Origin of the sequence: Amycolatopsis cynarae, assembly GCF_026802195.1 — a bacterium.
GTDB lineage: Bacteria > Actinomycetota > Actinomycetes > Mycobacteriales > Pseudonocardiaceae > Amycolatopsis_E > Amycolatopsis_E rhizosphaerae.
In genome coordinates this window covers 6,940,728-6,958,163 of sequence record NZ_CP113836.1, presented here as the reverse complement: position 1 = coordinate 6,958,163, position 17,436 = coordinate 6,940,728, and the positions used below count along the sequence as shown (strand labels likewise).

The 17,436-nt window shown below is 71.1% G+C and carries 19 protein-coding genes; 14 read left to right on the top strand and 5 right to left on the bottom strand.

What is annotated here, in order from left to right; genetic code table 11:
- The first annotated feature begins 64 nt into the window (after positions 1-64).
- From ORV05_RS33705 to ORV05_RS33690, 4 genes are all read left to right on the top strand, one after another.
- The gene (locus ORV05_RS33705; RefSeq protein ID WP_268760024.1) at positions 65-415 is read left to right on the top strand and encodes a hypothetical protein; all 351 of its coding nucleotides are present in this window, start codon (positions 65-67) and stop codon (positions 413-415) included.
- Between the two features lie 31 nt (positions 416-446).
- A complete protein-coding gene (locus tag ORV05_RS33700; RefSeq protein WP_268755906.1) occupies positions 447-1,595 on the top strand; it encodes a transglycosylase SLT domain-containing protein in 1,149 nt (382 codons plus the stop codon).
- 101 nt (positions 1,596-1,696) lie between these two features.
- Positions 1,697-2,896: a pyridoxal phosphate-dependent aminotransferase gene (locus ORV05_RS33695; RefSeq protein ID WP_268755905.1), complete on the top strand. Its 1,200-nt coding sequence runs from the start codon at positions 1,697-1,699 to the stop codon at positions 2,894-2,896.
- A gap of 91 nt (positions 2,897-2,987) precedes the next feature.
- Positions 2,988-3,170 carry a hypothetical protein gene (locus tag ORV05_RS33690; protein WP_268755904.1) on the top strand — a complete coding sequence of 61 codons (183 nt, stop codon included), beginning with the start codon at positions 2,988-2,990 and terminating at the stop codon, positions 3,168-3,170.
- A gap of 21 nt (positions 3,171-3,191) precedes the next feature.
- Here ORV05_RS33690 and ORV05_RS33685 read toward each other — a convergent pair whose 3' ends face one another.
- The gene (locus tag ORV05_RS33685; protein ID WP_326938167.1) at positions 3,192-4,148 is read right to left on the bottom strand and encodes a threonine aldolase family protein; all 957 of its coding nucleotides are present in this window, start codon (positions 4,146-4,148) and stop codon (positions 3,192-3,194) included.
- A 206-nt stretch (positions 4,149-4,354) separates the two neighbouring features.
- On the opposite strand from ORV05_RS33685, the gene ORV05_RS33680 reads away from it, so the two are divergent.
- The 5 genes from ORV05_RS33680 to ORV05_RS33660 all read left to right on the top strand — a co-directional run bounded on the left by ORV05_RS33680 (position 4,355) and on the right by ORV05_RS33660 (position 8,553).
- Complete coding sequence (locus ORV05_RS33680; RefSeq protein ID WP_268755903.1) at positions 4,355-4,861, top strand: SigE family RNA polymerase sigma factor; 507 nt, start codon at positions 4,355-4,357, stop codon at positions 4,859-4,861.
- Positions 4,854-5,510: a hypothetical protein gene (locus tag ORV05_RS33675; protein ID WP_268755902.1), complete on the top strand. Its 657-nt coding sequence runs from the start codon at positions 4,854-4,856 to the stop codon at positions 5,508-5,510. Before ORV05_RS33680 ends, ORV05_RS33675 begins: the two co-directional genes overlap by 8 nt.
- Positions 5,511-5,543: 33 nt before the next feature.
- Entirely contained in the window at positions 5,544-6,143 is a 600-nt protein-coding gene (locus tag ORV05_RS33670) for a TetR/AcrR family transcriptional regulator (RefSeq protein ID WP_268755900.1), read from the top strand.
- On the top strand, positions 6,140-7,570 hold the full coding sequence (purB, locus tag ORV05_RS33665; RefSeq protein WP_268755899.1) for an adenylosuccinate lyase: 1,431 nt from the start codon (positions 6,140-6,142) through the stop codon (positions 7,568-7,570). Before ORV05_RS33670 ends, purB begins: the two co-directional genes overlap by 4 nt.
- Positions 7,571-7,806: 236 nt before the next feature.
- Positions 7,807-8,553, top strand: coding sequence for a DUF2334 domain-containing protein (locus ORV05_RS33660; protein WP_268755898.1), 747 nt, complete (start codon positions 7,807-7,809; stop codon positions 8,551-8,553).
- On the opposite strand, the gene ORV05_RS33655 is transcribed toward ORV05_RS33660, so the two are convergent.
- Positions 8,475-9,110, bottom strand: a complete 636-nt coding sequence (locus ORV05_RS33655; RefSeq protein WP_268755897.1) for an MBL fold metallo-hydrolase — start codon at positions 9,108-9,110, stop codon at positions 8,475-8,477. The two genes, ORV05_RS33660 and ORV05_RS33655, sit on opposite strands and share 79 nt — an antisense overlap.
- 198 nt (positions 9,111-9,308) lie before the next feature.
- Here ORV05_RS33655 and ORV05_RS33650 point away from each other — a divergent pair, with 198 nt between their 5' ends.
- The 3 genes from ORV05_RS33650 to ORV05_RS33640 all read left to right on the top strand — a co-directional run bounded on the left by ORV05_RS33650 (position 9,309) and on the right by ORV05_RS33640 (position 12,095).
- Complete coding sequence (locus tag ORV05_RS33650) at positions 9,309-10,802, top strand: aldehyde dehydrogenase family protein (protein ID WP_268755896.1); 1,494 nt, start codon at positions 9,309-9,311, stop codon at positions 10,800-10,802.
- 27 nt (positions 10,803-10,829) lie between these two features.
- On the top strand, positions 10,830-11,255 hold the full coding sequence (locus ORV05_RS33645) for a L,D-transpeptidase (protein WP_268755895.1): 426 nt from the start codon (positions 10,830-10,832) through the stop codon (positions 11,253-11,255).
- A 75-nt stretch (positions 11,256-11,330) separates the two neighbouring features.
- Entirely contained in the window at positions 11,331-12,095 is a 765-nt protein-coding gene (locus ORV05_RS33640; RefSeq protein WP_268755894.1) for an IclR family transcriptional regulator, read from the top strand.
- 4 nt (positions 12,096-12,099) lie between these two features.
- On the opposite strand, the gene ORV05_RS33635 is transcribed toward ORV05_RS33640, so the two are convergent.
- Positions 12,100-13,032, bottom strand: a complete 933-nt coding sequence (locus ORV05_RS33635) for a U32 family peptidase (protein WP_268755893.1) — start codon at positions 13,030-13,032, stop codon at positions 12,100-12,102.
- Between the two features lie 187 nt (positions 13,033-13,219).
- Here ORV05_RS33635 and purS point away from each other — a divergent pair, with 187 nt between their 5' ends.
- Together purS and purQ are read left to right on the top strand one after the other, a co-directional pair.
- On the top strand, positions 13,220-13,456 hold the full coding sequence (purS, locus tag ORV05_RS33630; protein ID WP_144587841.1) for a phosphoribosylformylglycinamidine synthase subunit PurS: 237 nt from the start codon (positions 13,220-13,222) through the stop codon (positions 13,454-13,456).
- Positions 13,453-14,130 (top strand): phosphoribosylformylglycinamidine synthase subunit PurQ, encoded by a 678-nt coding sequence (purQ, locus tag ORV05_RS33625; protein WP_246127695.1) that lies wholly within the window; start codon positions 13,453-13,455, stop codon positions 14,128-14,130. Before purS ends, purQ begins: the two co-directional genes overlap by 4 nt.
- Here purQ and ORV05_RS33620 read toward each other — a convergent pair.
- Together ORV05_RS33620 and ORV05_RS33615 are read right to left on the bottom strand one after the other, a co-directional pair.
- Positions 14,091-15,842, bottom strand: coding sequence for an ABC transporter ATP-binding protein (locus ORV05_RS33620; protein WP_268755892.1), 1,752 nt, complete (start codon positions 15,840-15,842; stop codon positions 14,091-14,093). The genes purQ and ORV05_RS33620 overlap by 40 nt on opposite strands.
- Positions 15,833-17,407, bottom strand: a complete 1,575-nt coding sequence (locus ORV05_RS33615) for an ABC transporter transmembrane domain-containing protein (protein WP_268755891.1) — start codon at positions 17,405-17,407, stop codon at positions 15,833-15,835. The genes ORV05_RS33620 and ORV05_RS33615 overlap by 10 nt, the downstream gene beginning before the upstream one ends.
- Between the last annotated feature and the right edge of the window lie 29 nt (positions 17,408-17,436).

Genomic DNA, 17,436 nt, shown 5'->3' with positions numbered 1-17,436 from the left:
AAATGGCGGGAACCGCCGGTGGGGGGCGGTGCGTCGGAATGGCGGAGCGAGCTTGGCGAAGGGGATGACGAGGGTGGCGCAAAGCGATCCGGACTCACTGGAGCACGTGGCCGGCAAGGTCGAGGTGCTGCACGACCACTTCAAGGACGCCAAGAGCAAGATGACCGGCATCGCCGGGCAGAACCCGTTCGGCGATATCAGGCATCCGGACAACCGTCCCGGCGAACATCCGTCGGAGGCCGCGGTGACCACGCTGCACTCGTTCCGGGACCGGATGCACGGCCAGTTCGACGCGGCCGCCGAGCTGATGAAGTCGACAGGCGGGGCGTTGCGAGAGGCTGCCCGCGCGCTGCGCGAGACCGAAGAGGCCGCGAAGGACAGTCTCACCGTCAAGGACGGCAGTCTGCAGGTCTGACCGGCCTTCTTCTTCACATCTGGGGGACACCATGAGCGCCACGGCCGAATTCCCACCCAACTGGCCCGACGTCGAAGCCAAGACCAAGCAGGTGGAAAACGTCCGCCCCTCGACGATCCAGGGGGTGGCGGACCAGTTCCGCCAGGCGTCGAAGGATTCCGCGGACCACACCGTTGCGCTGCGCAACGCGACCGCGGCGCTCGGCGGCGGCACCTGGTCCGGGCCGCAGGCGGACGCGTTCTTCGACTACGTGAAGAAGATCGGGGACGCGGGGCAGAAGGTGAACGACCACCTCGACGAGGTGGCGAACGAGCTCGGCAACCTCCAGGCCTTCCTCGACCGCACCCAGAAAGAGGTGCAGCAGCTCCACGACGACGCGCACAACAAGATCGACGCGGCGAACCGGCAGGCGCAGTCCGCCGCCGACGCCGCGCAGGCCCAGATCGACGCGGTCAACGCCCACCGGGATGGCGCGACGATGCCGGCGCAGACGCCCGAGGCGATCATCGCGCAGAACCTGCAGAACACCACCGCGATCGCCGACGACGCGAAGAGCCAGATCGAAAGCAAGCTCAACGCGGCGAACCAGGAGATCCAGCGCGTGATGCAGCTGGTGCAGAAGGATGTCGACGGCGGCTACTCCTCGGTGCCCCCGCTCGGCACCGCGCCGGCCGCCATGCAGAGCACCGGCGGGCTGTACGGCGGTGGCGGTGGTGGCGGCGGCTCACACCACGGTGGTGGGGGCGGTTACGGCGGGGGTGGCGACGGCGGCGGTGGCGGCGGGATGGGCTCGAGCGGCGGCCCGCCCACCACGCAGCCGCCGGGGAACGTGCGGCAGTGGATCGAGGAAGCCATCAAGGAGATGCAGGCGCAGGGCATCCCGGTGACCGACGCCGACATCGACAAGATCTGGACGATCATCGAGAAGGAGTCGGGCGGCAACCCGAACGCGATCAACCTCTGGGACAGCAACGCGAAGGCGGGTCACCCGTCCAAGGGCCTGATGCAGTGCATCGACTCGACGTTCAACTCCTACAAGCTGCCCGGGCACGACAACATCTACAACCCGGTCGACAACATCATCGCCGGGGTGCGCTACACGCTCAGCCGTTACGGCAGCTTCGCCAATCACCCCGGTCTGAAGTCCATGGCCCATGGCGGCGGCTACGTGGGTTACTGACGGCCAGCGCGGTCAGGTAACGGGTCGGGTAACGCAGTGTGGTCGGCCTTACCCCCCGAATGGGGGCGGTAAGGGGACACGTCAGCCTTAACCTGGAAGTCATGGTCGACACAGCGGCGTTCCCCGGTCCGGCAAGGCGCGCTGAGGTCGCGCCGTTCCACGTGATGGAGGTGCTGTCCGCGGCCCAGGCCCGGCAGCGCACCCACGGCGACGTGATCTCGCTGGCCGCGGGTCAGCCGACGGCGGGGGCACCGCGGCCGGTGCTGGAGGCCGCGGAACGGGCCCTGCGCGAGCAGAACCTCGGCTACACCGTGCAGCTGGGCATTCCCGAACTGCGCGAGGCGATCGCCGGTCACTACGACCACCGCTACGGACTCGACGTCAGCCCGGACGACGTCATCGTGACCACCGGTTCCTCCGGCGGCTTCCTGCTTGCCTTCCTGTCCTCCTTCGATGCCGGCGCCCGGGTCGCGATGGCCCGCCCCGGCTACCCGGCCTACCGGAACCTGCTGACCGCACTGGGCTGCGAGGTCGTCGAGTTCGCCACGGACGAAAGCACCCGCTTCCAGCCGACCGTCGAACTGCTGGAAAGCCTCGGGCCGATCTCCGGCCTGATCGTGGCCAGCCCGACGAACCCGGCGGGCACCGTGCTGCCGCCCGGCGAACTGGCCGCGATCGCGAGCTGGTGCTCGTCCCACGGAGTGCAGCTGATCAGCGACGAGATCTACCACGGCATCTCCTACGGCACCGAGCTCGGCTGCGCCTGGCAGAGCTCGCCGGAGTCGGTGGTGCTCGGCTCGTTCTCCAAGTACTTCGCCATGACCGGCTGGCGACTGGGCTGGATGCTGGTGCCGCGGCGCCTGCACCGCGCGGTGGACGTGCTGACCGGCAACCTGAACATCTGCGCCCCCGCGCTCGCCCAGCACGCCGCGGTCGCCGCCTTCCGGCCCGAGTCCTACGCCGAGCTCGACGGGCATGTCGCGCACTACCGGTCGAACCGGGACCTGATCCTCGACGGGCTCCGCGGGATCGGCCTCGACCACATCGCCCCGGTGGACGGCGCCTTCTACGCGTACGTGGACGTGTCCGCGCACACCACCGACAGCCTGAGCTGGTGCCAGCGCCTGCTCGCCGAAACCGGGGTCGCGATCACCCCCGGCGTCGACTTCGACCCGGTCGACGGCGGCAAGTTCGTGCGGTTCTCCTTCGCCGGTGCCGGCGACGAGATCGAAGAGGCGATCGGGCGGCTCGGCCGCTGGCTGGAGCGGGGACGGTCCGGGGGAACCCCGGCTTTTCCCTGATCGTTGGCCATAACGCGAGCCTCACGGGCCCGGAAGTGGGAGCCTCGTGCACAGCGGGCCGAACGGCCCGCGAGGTAACCGGAGGGATGCCATGTTCTGGAAGATCGTCGGGGCACTCGTCGTCGCCTGGGTGGCGATCATGGTGATCGGATCGGTGGTCGGCTTCCTGCTCAAGGCCGTCGTGTGGATCGCCATCATCGGCGGCGCCGTCTTCCTCGGTACCGCCGCCTACGGCGCCATCAAGGGGAAGAGCTCGCCCAAGCGCCTGCCCTGACCGCCCTGGTCACCGCGCCGCTCAGGGGTGGCCTCCTGCCTTGATCCGGCGCAGCGCGTCTTCGATGTCGGCCATGGTGAGGTCGCGATGGGCGATGAAGCGCACCCGGCCGCCCAGCGGCAGTGCCAGCACGCCCTGAGCCCACAGGGACTTCAGCGTCACCTCGAGATCGGCCACGCGCACCAGCACGATGTTGGTTTCGGGCGTGTTGACGTCCCAGCCGATTTCGGCGAGCCCCGCGGCCAGCCGCCGGGCCTTCTCGTGGTCCTCCTCGAGGTCGCCGATGCGGTCCAGCGCGACCAGGCAGGCGGCGGCGAGCACGCCGCCCTGGCGGACACCGCCGCCCAGCATCTGCCGCATGCGGCGGGCTCGTTCGACGAAGGTGACGCTGCCGGCGACCACCGAGCCGACGGGGGCGCCGAGTCCCTTGCTGAAACAGGCCGAGACGGTGTCCACGCCGACGGTCAGGGCGGCGGGCGGCAGGCCGAGCGCGGCGGCGGCATGCCAGATGCGCGCCCCGTCGAGGTGGACCCGCAGGCCCGCCTGCCGTGCGGTGGCGAGCAACTGCGCGTGCTCGTGCGGCGGGATGATGGCGCCGCCCGCCGCGTTGTGCGTGTTCTCCAGGCACAGCAGGGTGGTGCGGAGGCTGAAGTAGGTGTCGATCCTGGGGCCGATCGCGGCGGTGAGGGTCTCCGGGGTGGGACGGCCGGGGCCCGCGTCGTGCTCCAGCGCCTCCGGCATGCCGCCGGCCAGCCAGGCCGCCGAGCCGAGCTCGTTGGTGAGCACGTGCGCCCCCTTCGGGGCGAGGAACCGGTCGCCCCGCTGCAGGTGCACGCTCAGCGCGATCAGGTTGGCCATCGTGCCGCTCGGCGTCCACAGCGCGGCCGGCATGCCCAGCACCGCGGCCGCCCGCTCCTCGAGGGCCTTGATCGTCGGGTCGACGTCGATCACGTTGTCCCCGACCTCGGCGGCGGCCATCGCCTCGCGCATCGCCTCGTCGGGCCGGGTGACGGTATCCGAGCGAAAATCGATCGGGTTGGCACCAGTTGAGGTCACGGTGAGATCACATCACACCAAATAGTTGATCTACAAGGTACGGCTTCACCGTTTCCGTACCCGGACGACTACGGTGCAACCCGCGAAGGCAGTCCTTCCGTCTTGGATCGGGAGCGTCCGGGAGGCCGGTGAACGAGCGCGAGGAACAGGAGTTCGCGGAGTACTTCGCCACCAGGCGGGACTCCGCGCGCCGAACCGCGTACCTGCTCTGCGGCGACTGGCATCGCGCGGACGATCTCGCGCAGACGGCGTTCGTCGCGCTGCACCGGCGCTGGAGGAAGATCCGCGACCGGGCGGCCACGGACGCCTACCTGCGAAGAACGCTGATCCGGGCGTCGATCGACGAGTCACGCCGTCCATGGCGGCGGGAACAGCAGGTCGAGCAGGTGCCTGAGCCCGAGCCCAGCCCGTCGCTCGACGAGCGGGTGGCCGCACGGGCCGACCTGATGACCGGGTTGCGGGCGGTGCCGCCGAAGCAGCGTGCCGTGCTCGTGTTGCGCTACTTCGAGGGGCTGGACGTGGCCGGGGTCGCGAAGGTGCTCGGCTGCAGCGAAGGGAACGTGAAGAGCCAGACGGCACGCGGGCTGGCGAACCTGCGCGCGGCACTGGGCGAGGAGGTGGAGACCCATGGATGAGCGGGAACTCGAAACGCTCTTCCGGTCCGCCCCGGGTGAGCCGCCTGCCCCCGGGTTCACCCTTGAAGACGTAACCCGCGTCTCGGCGCGGACCTCCGCCCGGCACCGCACCCGCCTGTGGATCGCCGTCGCCTGCCTGATCGCGGTGGCCGGGGGCGGTGGCCTGGCCGCGGTGTACCTGCGCCCCGGATCGGCGGCATCCGACGGGCAACCCGTGGCCGCGCCCGCGCGTCCTCACAGCGCCTCGCCCGCTCCGTCGCCCTTGCAGGGAAGCGCCGGAAACGGGGAGGACGGCCCCCTGGCCGAAAGCACCTCCGGGTGCGAAAAGGTCGACCGGGAGCTCGCCACCGCCCTCGCTGGCGAGCTCCCGGCGACCGGAGTCCAGCCCGCACCCTCCCGGCTCTGCCCGACTGGTGCCCGCTCCGCCGCGTTCCACGTCGCCGAATCGGGTCGCACGGGGCTGATCTCGGTGCTGCTCCTGCCCACTCCTCCGTGGCTTCCCGCATTCACCGACGGCACGGTGACGGCCGGACAACGCACCCGGACCGGGGCTACCGTGCTCGTCCTGAGCACCCCGGACGCGGGGAGCGCCCCGCCACTGGAGTCCGCGCTGCCGTCGCTCGCGGCCACGCTCGCGCACCGTTTTTGAAGGCCCCGCCGCGGCGGGCACTAAATTCGGGTCATGACATCGGCGGCGAGCACTCCGAAGGGTGAACGACGGCGGGCGGCGCTGGTCGAAGCCGCCGCCGAACTGCTCGTCGAGGGCGGGTTCGACGCGATCCGGCATCGTGCCGTCGCGGAACGCGCCGGGCTGCCGCTGGCCTCGACCACGTACTACTTCGACTCGCTCGACGATCTGGTCACCGCGGCCGTGGAGTACCGGTGCCGCATCGAGCTGGCCCACGGCCGGGCCCAACTCGACGCTTTGAGCGCGGGACCGCGGGACGTGGACACCCTCGTGGAGAGCCTGCTCGACCAGCTGCTCGGGGAGGACGCCGGTTACGAGGCGGTGCTGTTGCGCTACGAGCGGCTGGTCACCACCGGACGGCGGCCCTACCTCAGGCCGCTGATGCGCACGCTCCAGGCCGAGTTCCACGACCTGCTGATGGAGATCTTCGCGCGGTTCGGGATGCTCATCGACCGCAAGCGGCTGGCCCAGGTCGTCGCCCTGGTCGACGGGGCGGTGGTGAACGCCCTGATCGAGATCGATCCCGATCCGCGCGCGGTGGCCCGGGACATGCTGCGGGAAGCGCTGGGGCGCCCGATTACGCTGGAGCCGTGACGGACAAGCCCAGCATCCCCAACGTGCTCGCCACCCGCTACGCCTCCCCGGAGCTGGTCGCCCTCTGGTCCCCGGAGCGGAAGGTGATCCTGGAGCGCGAGCTGTGGATCGCGGTGCTGCGCGCGCAGCAGGAGCTGGGCGTCGAGGTCGGCGACGCGGTGATAGCCGATTACGAGCGGGTCGTGGACCAGGTGGACCTGGCCTCGATCGCGGCGCGGGAGCGGGTCACGCGGCATGACGTCAAGGCCAGGATCGAGGAGTTCAACGCGCTGGCCGGGCACGAACACGTGCACAAGGGCATGACCTCGCGCGACCTCACCGAAAACGTCGAGCAGCTGCAGATCCGGCGGTCGCTGGAGCTGGTCCGGGGCCGGGTGACAGCGGTGCTGGCGCGACTGGCGGCGCTCGCCGCCGAGCACACCGACCTGGTGATGGCGGGCCGTTCGCACAACGTCGCCGCGCAGGCCACCACGCTGGGCAAGCGCTTCGCCACCGCCACCGACGAGCTGCTGGTCGCCTTCGAGCGCCTGGACGACCTGATCGGCCGGTACCCGCTGCGCGGTATCAAGGGCCCGGTCGGCACCGCACAGGACATGCTGGACCTGCTCGGCAACGAGGCAACGCTCGACCAGCTGGAGCGCAGGATCGCCGAGCACCTCGGCTTCACCCGCACCTTCACCAGCGTCGGCCAGGTCTACCCGCGCTCGCTGGACTTCGACGTGCTCTCCTCCCTGGTGCAGCTGGCCGCGGCGCCGTCCAGCCTGGCCAAGACGATCCGCCTGATGGCCGGGCACGAGCTGGTCACCGAGGGGTTCAAGCCCGGCCAGGTGGGCTCGTCGGCGATGCCGCACAAGATGAACACGCGCTCGTGCGAGCGGGTCAACGGGCTCACCGTGGTGCTGCGCGGCTACCTGTCGATGATCGGGGAGCTGGCGGGCGACCAGTGGAACGAGGGGGACGTCTCGGATTCGGTGGTGCGCCGGGTCGCGCTGCCCGACGCGTTCTTCGCGCTGGACGGCCTGCTGGAGACCTTCCTCACCGTGCTGAACGAGTTCGGCGCCTTCCCGGCCGTGGTGGCGCGCGAACTCGACCGCTACCTGCCGTTCCTCGCCACCACGAAGGTGCTGATGGCGTCGGTGCGGGCCGGGGTGGGCCGCGAGACCGCGCACGAGGCGATCAAGGAGAACGCGGTGTCGGTCGCGCTGGCGATGCGCGAGCAGGGGCTGGAGCGCAACGACCTGCTCGACCGGCTCGCCGCCGACGACCGGATCCCGCTGACCCGCGCCGACCTGGACGAACTGCTCGCGGACCGGCTGTCCTTCACCGGGGTGGCGACGGCGCAGGTGGCCACCATCGTGAAGCGTGTCGAAGACATCCTCACCCGCTTCCCGGAAGCAGCCCACTACGTTCCGGCGCCGATCCTGTAGAGACGAGCCCCGGCAAAGTCCGGTCGGCTCGGCTGGGGGCCGGGGCGGGATGCCCTGAAGGTCGCCTTCAGAGTCATAAACGCCCTCAAGGCCACCTTGAGGGCACACCCCTGTCCCGGGAGTTCTTCCCCTGTCGCTGCCGTAGGGACCCTTCACAGCAGCGAGTTCGGCCGCCCGGTGGCGGGGTGTCACCCGGGGGTCAACGCGAGGTCACCTCGAGCTGGCCCAATGGGGGCATGACCGCCAGGTTGCTGGTCTCGCTGTCCGGCATCAGCGCACGGACGCTGCACCGCTGCGCGGATCTCGCCGCGGAGCTGGACCGGCGGGAAGTCCCGCTCACCCTGCTGTTCACCCCGCGCACCGACGGCACACCCGCGGTGACCGGGTGGCTCCGCGCCCGGACGCGGCTCGGCGACGGCCTGCTTCTCCACGGCTACGACCACCGGGTGCCGCCTTCGCATCGGGCCGTCAGCTTCGGTCGCAAGGCGGAGTTCGCCGCGCTCCCGGCCCACGAGGCCCGGCTGCGGCTGATCGCCGCGAGTGCCGCGCTCGACGCGGCGGGCCTGAGCGCGGACGGGTTCGCGCCCCCGCGCTGGCTGGCCTCGCGGGGAACACTGGAGGCCCTGCGCGGCCAGGATTTCCGGCTGTGCGCGGAACTGTCCGCCGTGCACGATCTGCGGACCGGTGAGGTGCACCGGGCCCGGGTCCAGGAGTTCAGCGCGCACGCACACGGCGAGACGGTCCGGTGCTTCGCGCTCGTCCTCGCCGCGGCGCGCGCGGCGAGACGAGGGGGACTGGTGCGGCTCGGGGTGGACGCCGCCGATCTGGCCCGGCCCGGTCTCCGGCAAGCGCTGCTCGACGCCGTCGACATCGCGCTGGGAAACCGGGCCTTCGGCGCCACGTATCAGAGCTTGACGGTCTCACCGCGGGGCGCGACGCGGACCTCGGTGCCCTCGGGCGAGAGGTCCGTGAACAGGCGGTAGTGCATGGCCGGGTTGGCCAGCACCGCCTCGTGGATCGGCACCGCGACCCGGGGGGAGACCGCCCGCAGGAAGTCCACCGCCTCGCCGGCCTTGAGCCACGGGGCGCCGGTCGGCACGCCGAGCACGTCGACCTTCTGCTCCGGGACGAAGAACGAGTCGCCGGGGTGGTAGAACGCGCCGTGGTCGATCAGGTAGCCGACGTTGGGGATGGTCGGGATGTCCTGGTGGATCACCGCGTGCTCACCGCCGGTCACGGTGACCGCCGCCTTGCCCGCCTCGAAGGCGTCCCCGGGGCGGACGACCCGGAACTCCACGTCCAGCTTGGCCACGGTCTCCTCGGAACCCGGGTCGACGTAGAGCTTCGCCTCCGGGTTGGCCTTCAGCAGCGCGGGTAGCTTCTCCGCGTCGATGTGGTCGTAGTGCTGGTGGGTGATCAGGACCGCGTCGAGCTCGCGCTCGCCCTCGAATCCTTCGGAAAAGACACCGGGATCGAGCAGGATCCGCGCCCCATCGGTCTCCAGCAGTACGCAAGCGTGTCCATAGTGGACAATTCGCATGGTGCTTCTTCCTGTGCTCTCTTCTGGCTTCGGACCAGTTCAGCCTAGGACCGCGAGCACGGGAGCACCAAGATCGACCCGCGCCCTCATCCGCGAACCCGGCGAACGCGACTTTTCGCGGGGTAGTGAGCTCGGCCACGGATTGTGTCATGCTGAACGTACTGGCGAGTAGTCAGGGGAGACAGCAGGAGGCACAGCATGACCGCGGTGGAGCCGAAGCCGGCAGTGGCGCAGGAGACCTTCGACTCGCTGAACCCGGCGACCGACGAGGTGGTGGGCACCTATCCGGTGCACACGGCCGAGCAGGTCGGCGAGGCCGTCGCGCGGGCGCGCGAGGCCTCCCGGTGGTGGGCCTCCCTCGGCTTCGACGGACGGGCGGAGCGGCTGCGCCGGTGGACGGCGACCATCACCCGCCGCATGACCGAACTCGGCGAGGTCGTGCAGCGCGAAACGGGCAAGCCCGCCGGGGACGCGCAGCTCGAGATCGTGCTGGCCATCGAGCACATCGCGTGGGCGGCTCGCAACGCCCGCAAGGTGCTCGGGCGCAAGCGCCGCCCGGCCGGTCTGCTGCTGAGCAACCACAGCGCGACCGTGGAGTACCAGCCGCTCGGCGTGGTCGGTGTGATCGGCCCGTGGAACTACCCGGTGTACACCCCGATGGGCTCGATCACCTACGCGCTGGCGGCCGGGAACACCATCGTCTTCAAGCCCAGCGAGTACACGCCCGGCGTGGGCAAATGGCTGGTCGACACCTTCGCCGAGGTCGTGCCCGAGTACCCGGTGGTCCAGCTCGTCACCGGTTTCGGCGCCACCGGGGCCGCGCTGGTGGGCGCCGGCGTCGACAAGATCGCGTTCACCGGTTCCACCGCCACCGGCAAGAAGATCATGGCCGCGGCCGCCGAGACGCTGACCCCGGTGATCATCGAGGCCGGTGGCAAGGACCCGCTGATCGTGGACGCCGACGCCGATCTCGACGCGGCCGCCGACGCCGCCGTCTGGGGCGCGTTCTCCAACTCGGGCCAGACCTGCATCGGCGTGGAACGCGTCTACGTGCACGAACAGGTCTACGACACGTTCGTGAAGAAGGTCATGGCGCTGACGGACAAGGTCAAGCCGGGGGTCCAGTACGGCCCGATGACCATGCCCGCCCAGCTCGACGTGGTCCGCAGGCACATTTCCGACGCGCTGGCGCGCGGCGGCCGGGCGCTGACCGGCGGCAAGGACGCGGTCGGCGATCGCTACGTCGCCCCGACGGTGCTGGTCGACGTGCCGGAAGACTCCGAGGCCGTGCGCGAAGAGACCTTCGGGCCGACCATGACCATCGCCAAGGTGCGGGACATGGAGGAGGCCATCGAGAAGGCCAACGCCACCCGCTACGGCCTCGCCTCGACGGTCTTCTCCCGGCAGAACGGCCCGCGGATCGCCGCCCGCCTGCGCGCCGGGATGACCTCGATCAACGCGCCGTTCTCGTTCGCGGGCATGGCTTCGCTGCCGTTCGGCGGCATCGGTGACTCGGGCTTCGGCCGCATCCACGGCCCGGAGGGGCTGCGCGAGTTCTCCCGGCCGAAGGCGGTCGCGCGGCAGCGGTTCACCGCACCGATCCAGCTGACCTCGTTCAGCCGGACCGAGAAGACCGAGAAGCTGGTCCGCACCCTGGTCACCGCCCTGTATGGACGGGGCGCCAAGGGGTAACCCTCCGGCATGACAACCTTACGAAACATGACCGGAACGCTCATGGGAGCGGCGGTGGCGATCGGCGCGTTCGCGATGGCCACCCCGGCGGCGGAGGCCGCGGCGGCACCCTGTGACGCCGCGGCGAAGGCGTGCCTGCAGTTGCACACCCACCGCGCCTGGCTGATGGACCGGGGCGCGGTGGCCTACGGCCCGGTGCCGGTGACCGTCGGCAGACCGGGCCACGTGACCCCGCAGGGTCGATTTTCGGTGCTGTACAAGGATCTTCATCACTACAGCACGGAGTACAACGGCCCGATGCCGTACTCGGTGTTCTTCACCCGCACCGGGGTGGCGTTTCACGAGGGGAGCCTGAGCGTGCCGTCGCACGGGTGCGTGCACCTGTCCCACGACGCCGCGGCGACCTTCTTCCAGAAGCTCCGCCCCGGCGACACCGTCGAAGTCGTGAACTAGCCGGGCCGTGAAGGGACCCTTCACGGCTCGCCCTAACTCCACCGACGGGGGTGGCGGGCGGGGTAGCGTGTGGCGGTGCCTCGCCTCGTGCCCGCCGTGGTCCGCGCAGCCGACATCCTGGAGTTGTTCCTCGGCGCGGAGACGGCGCTGTCCGCGGCGGAGATCACCGCCCGGCTCGGGCTGCCCCGCTCCACCACGCACGAACTGCTGACCACGCTGGTCGCGCGCCGCTACCTGGACCGCCTGAGCGGGGAGGAGACCACGTACCGGCTCGGCCCGAAGCTGCTCGAACTGGGCTCGCGCTACCAGGAACGGCTGGAGTTCGCGGCCGAGGCGGACGCGGTGGCCCGCTCGGTGGCGGCGCGGTGCGGCGAAACCGTGCACGTGGCCGTGCTCGACGGGCTCGACGTGGTCTACATATCCAAAATAGACTCGACCCATTCGGTCCGGCTGATCTCCGAGGTGGGCCGCAGACTGCCCGCGCACTGCACCGCGGTCGGGAAGGCGCTGCTGGCCGGTCTCCCCACCGAAGAGCTGGCCGAACGCCTCCACGGCCAGCGGCTGACCGCCCTCACCGGGCGCAGCATCACCTCCCGCGCCGCCCTGCTGTCCGAACTGGACCGCGTGCGTGCGGACGGGGTGGCCCACGAGCGCGGCGAGTCCAATCCGGACGCCGGTTGCGTGGCCGCCCCGGTGCCGGACGCCCGGGGCCGCTGGGTGGCCGCGATGAGCATCTCCATCCCCACCTCGCGTCATTCGGAAGCCGCTTGGCGGGACTGGGAACGGCTCGTCCGCGAGGGCGCCGCCGAGCTGTCCGCCCGGCTCGGCGGCCGGTCCTGACCGGTCAGGCCGGCCGCGGTACCGCGAGATCCGCCGCGGGCAGCGGGGAGGCGACCGCGTCGGGCGCGTAGCGGCGCAGCAGTTCCATGCCGATCTCCGCCCGCCGGACCCGTTCACGCACCAGCGCGACCGCGGTGGACGTCAGATGGGTTCCGCTCGGATAGATGTTCGGCGCGTTGCGCAGTCCGAACTTGACGTACACCGGCGCCGCCACCCGCACGATCTCGGCGATCTCGAAGTGCCGGACGAAACCACCGAGATCGTCGGGCGCTTCGACGTAGATGTCGAGCGGGATGTCGACCGCGGCGCGGAGGGCGGCGAGCTGGGCGAGGCTGAGGTCGGTGGGGACGTTGTAGGTGGTCGCGCCGGTTTCGGCGGCGAGCCGGACCGACGCGGGGTTGGCCAGGCCCATCTGCACGCTCGCCTTGAACCGCAGGTCCACGGGCAGTTCACCGGCCGCCCGCATCCGGTCCGCGACGGCGAGCACGCCGAGGTCGGTCACCAGCACGCTGCGGATCCCGGCCTCCGTGGTGCGCCGGATGTCCTCGAGCACGTGCACCAGTTGCTCGGTGCCCCGCACCTGTGCGGCGAACACGCCTCCGCCGGAGGCGATGGACGCGGCCCCGGTGTCCCAGGCGGCGACCGGACGGGCGAACAGGCTCACCTCGACCGAGCGCGCGTGCGCGAGCCGGGCGATCGTGGCCAGGTCGCCCTGCGTGAGCAGCATCCCGCCGCTGCCCTGGGAGACGCGGTGGACCACCACCCCCCGCGCGTCCGCCTCGGTGAACACGGCGTCGAGCGCTTCCGGCCCTTCGACGCTGGGGATCTCGACGCGGTACTGCCCGCCGTCGGGAAACCGCTTGGTGCTGCTGGGCAGGCCGTGCGGATCCTCGCCGGGAAGGCCGAGGGAACGCAGGAAGTCCCGGGTCCGTCGCATCCGTCACCGTCCGATATTTCAGACATGTTCCGTTATCCCAGACGACATTAGGAAGCAGGCGACTCACTGGTCAAGCCGCCAACGGGATGACCGCGCTGCCGCCTCCAGGCCGCCGCACCGGTTCGGCGCCCACTCGGTTACCCTCGAGAGGTACCTCCTACCTGCGAATACCTGGGAGCGCCCCGCCGTGGCCCGAGTCGTGGTCGATGTCATGCCCAAACCCGAGATCCTGGACCCGCAAGGCCAGGCCGTGGCAGGAGCCCTGCCGCGCCTGGGCTTCACCGGAGTGCGCGAGGTGCGCCAGGGCAAGCACTTCGAGCTCGAAGTCGACGACTCGGTCGACGACGAGACGCTGGCCAAGATCGCCGAAGGCTTCCTCGCCAACCCGGTGATCGAGGAATGGACCGTGCGGAGGCTGTCGTGAAGATCGGCGTGATCACCTTCCCCGGCACGCTCGACGACGTGGACGCGGCCCGCGCGGCCCGCTACGCCGACGCCGAGGCGGTGTCGCTGTGGCACGCCGACGAGGACCTCCACGGTGTGGACGCGGTGATCGTGCCCGGCGGGTTCTCCTACGGCGACTACCTGCGCTGCGGCGCGATCGCCCGGTTCGCCCCGGTGATGACCTCGGTCGTCGAGGCGGCCCGCAAGGGCATGCCCGTGCTCGGCATCTGCAACGGCTTCCAGATCCTGTGCGAGGCCGGTTTGCTGCCCGGTGCGCTGGTCCGCAACGCGAAGCTGCACTTCGTGTGCCGCGACCAGTGGCTGCGCGTGGAGAACAACACCACGAGCTGGACCGGCCGCTACGAGAAGGGCGCGGAGATCCTCGTCCCGCTCAAGTCGGGCGAGGGTGGTTACGTCGCCGACCAGTCCACTCTGGACGAGTTGGAGGGCGAAGGCCGCGTCGTGTTCCGTTACGTCGGCGAGAACCCGAACGGCTCCCGTAACGACATCGCCGGGGTGTGCAGCGCGAACGGCCGCGTGGTCGGCCTGATGCCGCACCCCGAGCACGCGATCGACGCCCTCACCGGTCCCTCCGACGACGGGCTCGGCATGTTCTACTCGGCGGTCGACGCCCTGGTCGCCGCCACCGCCTGAGCCTCCACCAGCCGGGCATAGGGCCCGCCCGCCGCGAGCAGTCCGGCGTGCGGGCCCAGCTCGGTGATCCGGCCGTCCTCCACCACGGCGACGCGGTCGGCCGCCGCGGCCGTGTGCAGACGGTGCGCGATCGCGATCACCGTCCGCCCGCCGAGCACGCGGCGCAGCGAGCTTTCCAGTTTCCGCGCCGAGGAGTCGTCGAGCAGCGAGGTCGCTTCGTCCAGCACCACGGTGTGCGGGTCGGCCAGCACCACCCTGGCCAGCGCGAGCTGCTGCGCGACCGCCGCGGGCACCGCCCGCGCCCCGGAGCCCAGCCGCGTGTCCAGCCCCTCGGGCAGGGTGGCCAGCCAGTCCGCCAGCCCGGCCGCGCCGAGTGCCGCGACCAGCTGTTCGTCGGTCCATTCCCCGGCGGGCAGGGTCAGGTTCTCCCGCAGGGTGCCGGCGAACACGTGCTGCTCCTGCGTGAGCAACAACACCTCCCGGCGCAGCAGGTCCTCCGGCAGCGCCGAGACCTCCGCACCACCGATGGTCACCGATCCCGAATCCGGGGTGGCCACCCCGGCGAGCAGCCTGCCGAGCGTGGACTTGCCCGCTCCCGACGGGCCGACGATCGCCAACCGCTCGCCCGGCGGCACGCGCAGGTCGATCCCGTGCAGCACCTCGCGATCGGCCGAGTACCCGTAGCGCACCTCGCGCAGCACGATTTCGCGGCCCTGAGGAGTGCCGCCGTGCCGTTGCTGCTCGCGCCCGCGCACACCGAGCACGCGCCGCAGCGCGGTGCCCGACACCTGCATGTCCTCCATCCACCACAGCAGTTCCTCGACCGGGGCGGCGAGCGCCTGCTGGTACATGACCATGGTGGCCACGGTGCCGAGCCCGGCCAGACCCGCGGAGTAGGCCCAGCCGCCGATCAGCAGCATCACCGCGATCGGCAGTACCTGCGACAACTGGAGCCACGGCACCCACCGCACGGCCATCGACCGCAGCCTGCGCTCCTCGCGGATCGCCGACTCGAGGGTCCGGTCCCCGAGCGCGATCCGGTGGCCGACCAGGCTGAGCGCCTCCGCGGTCCGTGCGCCGTCCGCGGTCTCGTGCAACCTGGTCTGCACGTCGGCCCAGTGGTCCAGCATCCGTTCCATCACCGGCGGCACACCCCGCAGGTACCGCCGCGTCGGCAGGAACAGGACCGCCGGGACGGCCAGCAGGCCCAGTGCCAGCAGCGGCGAGGTCACGATCATGGCGGCCACCGTGATCACCGTGGTGATCGAGGCGACCGCGATCTCGGGAAGGGCGTTGCGGACCGCGTACTGGATGCGGTCGGCGTCGGTGGTCGCACGGCTGAGCAGGTCGCCGGTGCCCACCGCCTCCACCGTGCCCAGCGGCAGGCTCAACGCCCGCTCGACGAATCGTTCCCTGGTTTCGGCCAGCACCCGCTCGCCGAGCATGCCCGCCCTGGCCCGCGCGATCTGTTTCAGCGCCGCCTGCAGCAGCAGGATCACGACGAACGACACCGCGAGCACGTCGATCCGCGGCGAACCGGCGACCACGGAGTCCACCAGCCGGCCCAGGATCTGCGGCCCGGCCAGGCCCGCGACCGACGCCAGGCAGAACAGGCCGATCACCACGACGAAGGCGCGCCGACGGGCACGCAGGGTCGCGGCGAGCCACGCGCGGGCCTCTGCCGCGGTGGCCAGTGGCAGCCTCACCGGCATGTGATCACCTCGTCCGCCACATTCGTCCACAACGGACTTTCCGTGAACACCACGGTGGTCCGGCCGCGCCGCAGCCGTGCGACCCGTTCGGTGATGCGGGCCTCCGTGTGCGTGTCCACCGCCGAGGTCGGCTCGTCGAGCAGCAGTGCGTCGGCGTCGGTGGCCAGCGCCCTGGCCAGGTTCAGCCGCTGGCGCTGGCCGCCGGACACCTCGCGCCCCCGTTCGCCGATCACCTCGTCCATGCCCGAGGGGAACCCGGCCACGATGTCCCCGGCATCGGCCGCCCACAGCGCCCGTTCGGCCCGCTGCGGGGGTACCAACTGCTCGCGCAACACCCCGGAAAACCACAGGTCCTGGTTGTGCGCGTAGACCACCCGTGAGCGCAGCTCGGCGACCGCGACCCGGTCGGCGGGGATTCCGGACACCAGCACCCGTTCCCCCTCCGCCGCCTCGCTGAACCGCGCCATCCGCGCCGCGAGCGGCTCGGCGGCAGGCCCCGCGTCGATCACGGTCAGCTTGCCCGCGACGGCGGTGATGCCGGTTTCGGTGTCGTGCAACTCCAGTGCTCCCTCCGGCAGTGCGACCGGCTGCTCCGGCTCCGGCAGGGCCGGGCGCAGGCTGAGCACCCCGCAGACCTTCTTCGCGGCCACCGTCGCCGCGGCGAAGATCCCGGCGGCCTCGGTCGCGGTGCTCACCGGCACCAGGAGGAAGGCCGACGCCCCGTAGAAGGTGACCAGCTCGCCGACGCCGATGGTGCCCGCCACGGCCAGGTGCGCGCCCAGCCAGGTGATCGCGACCGTGACCAGTCCCGGCAGCAGCACCTCCGCCCCGGTCAGCCACGATTCGCTCCGCGCCACGTCGAACCCGGCTCCGCGCACCCGACGGCTCGCCTGCCGGAACCGGTCGAGGAACCGGCGCTCCCCACCGACGCCCCGCAGGATCCGCAGCCCGGAGACGATGTCCGCCGCGAGCGCGTTCACCTCGGACAGCTTTTCGCGCTGGTCACCCTTACGGCGCTGCAACGGGGCGACGAGCCAGCCGATCCCGAGCACGGCGAGCGGCACCCCGATCACGGCCACCAGGCCCAGCAGTGGCGAGATGACCAGCAGCACGACACCGACGGTGACGAAGGCCACCACCGAACCGATGAGCCGCCCCAGCACCTCCAGCAGGTTGCCGACCCGGGAGACGTCGTTCGACGAGATCGCCATCACGTCACCCGTCGCGGCCTGCGCGCTCAACGATGCACCGAGGCGCGCCACGTGGCCGGACACCGCGCGCTGGGTCGTTTCGGCGCCGTGGATCCACAGTGTGTGCGCGGTGAAATACACTCCCGTGCCCGACAACGCCTGCAGCACGCCGAGACCGGCGACCAGCAGGACCTCACCGGTGAGCGGTTCGTGACGGGCGATCGCCTCGACCGCGTCCCCGGCCACCAGCGGGAGCAGCGCACCGGGCAGCAGCCAGACCGCGCCGAGCAGGCCCGACGCGGTCGCGAGCCAAGGGCTCGCGCGGAGAAGCGCGGCGAGGTAACGCAGCGGAGTCAGCCGGGTGGGCAGGCGCATTCTTTTCAAGGTAGGGAGCCACGGATGGC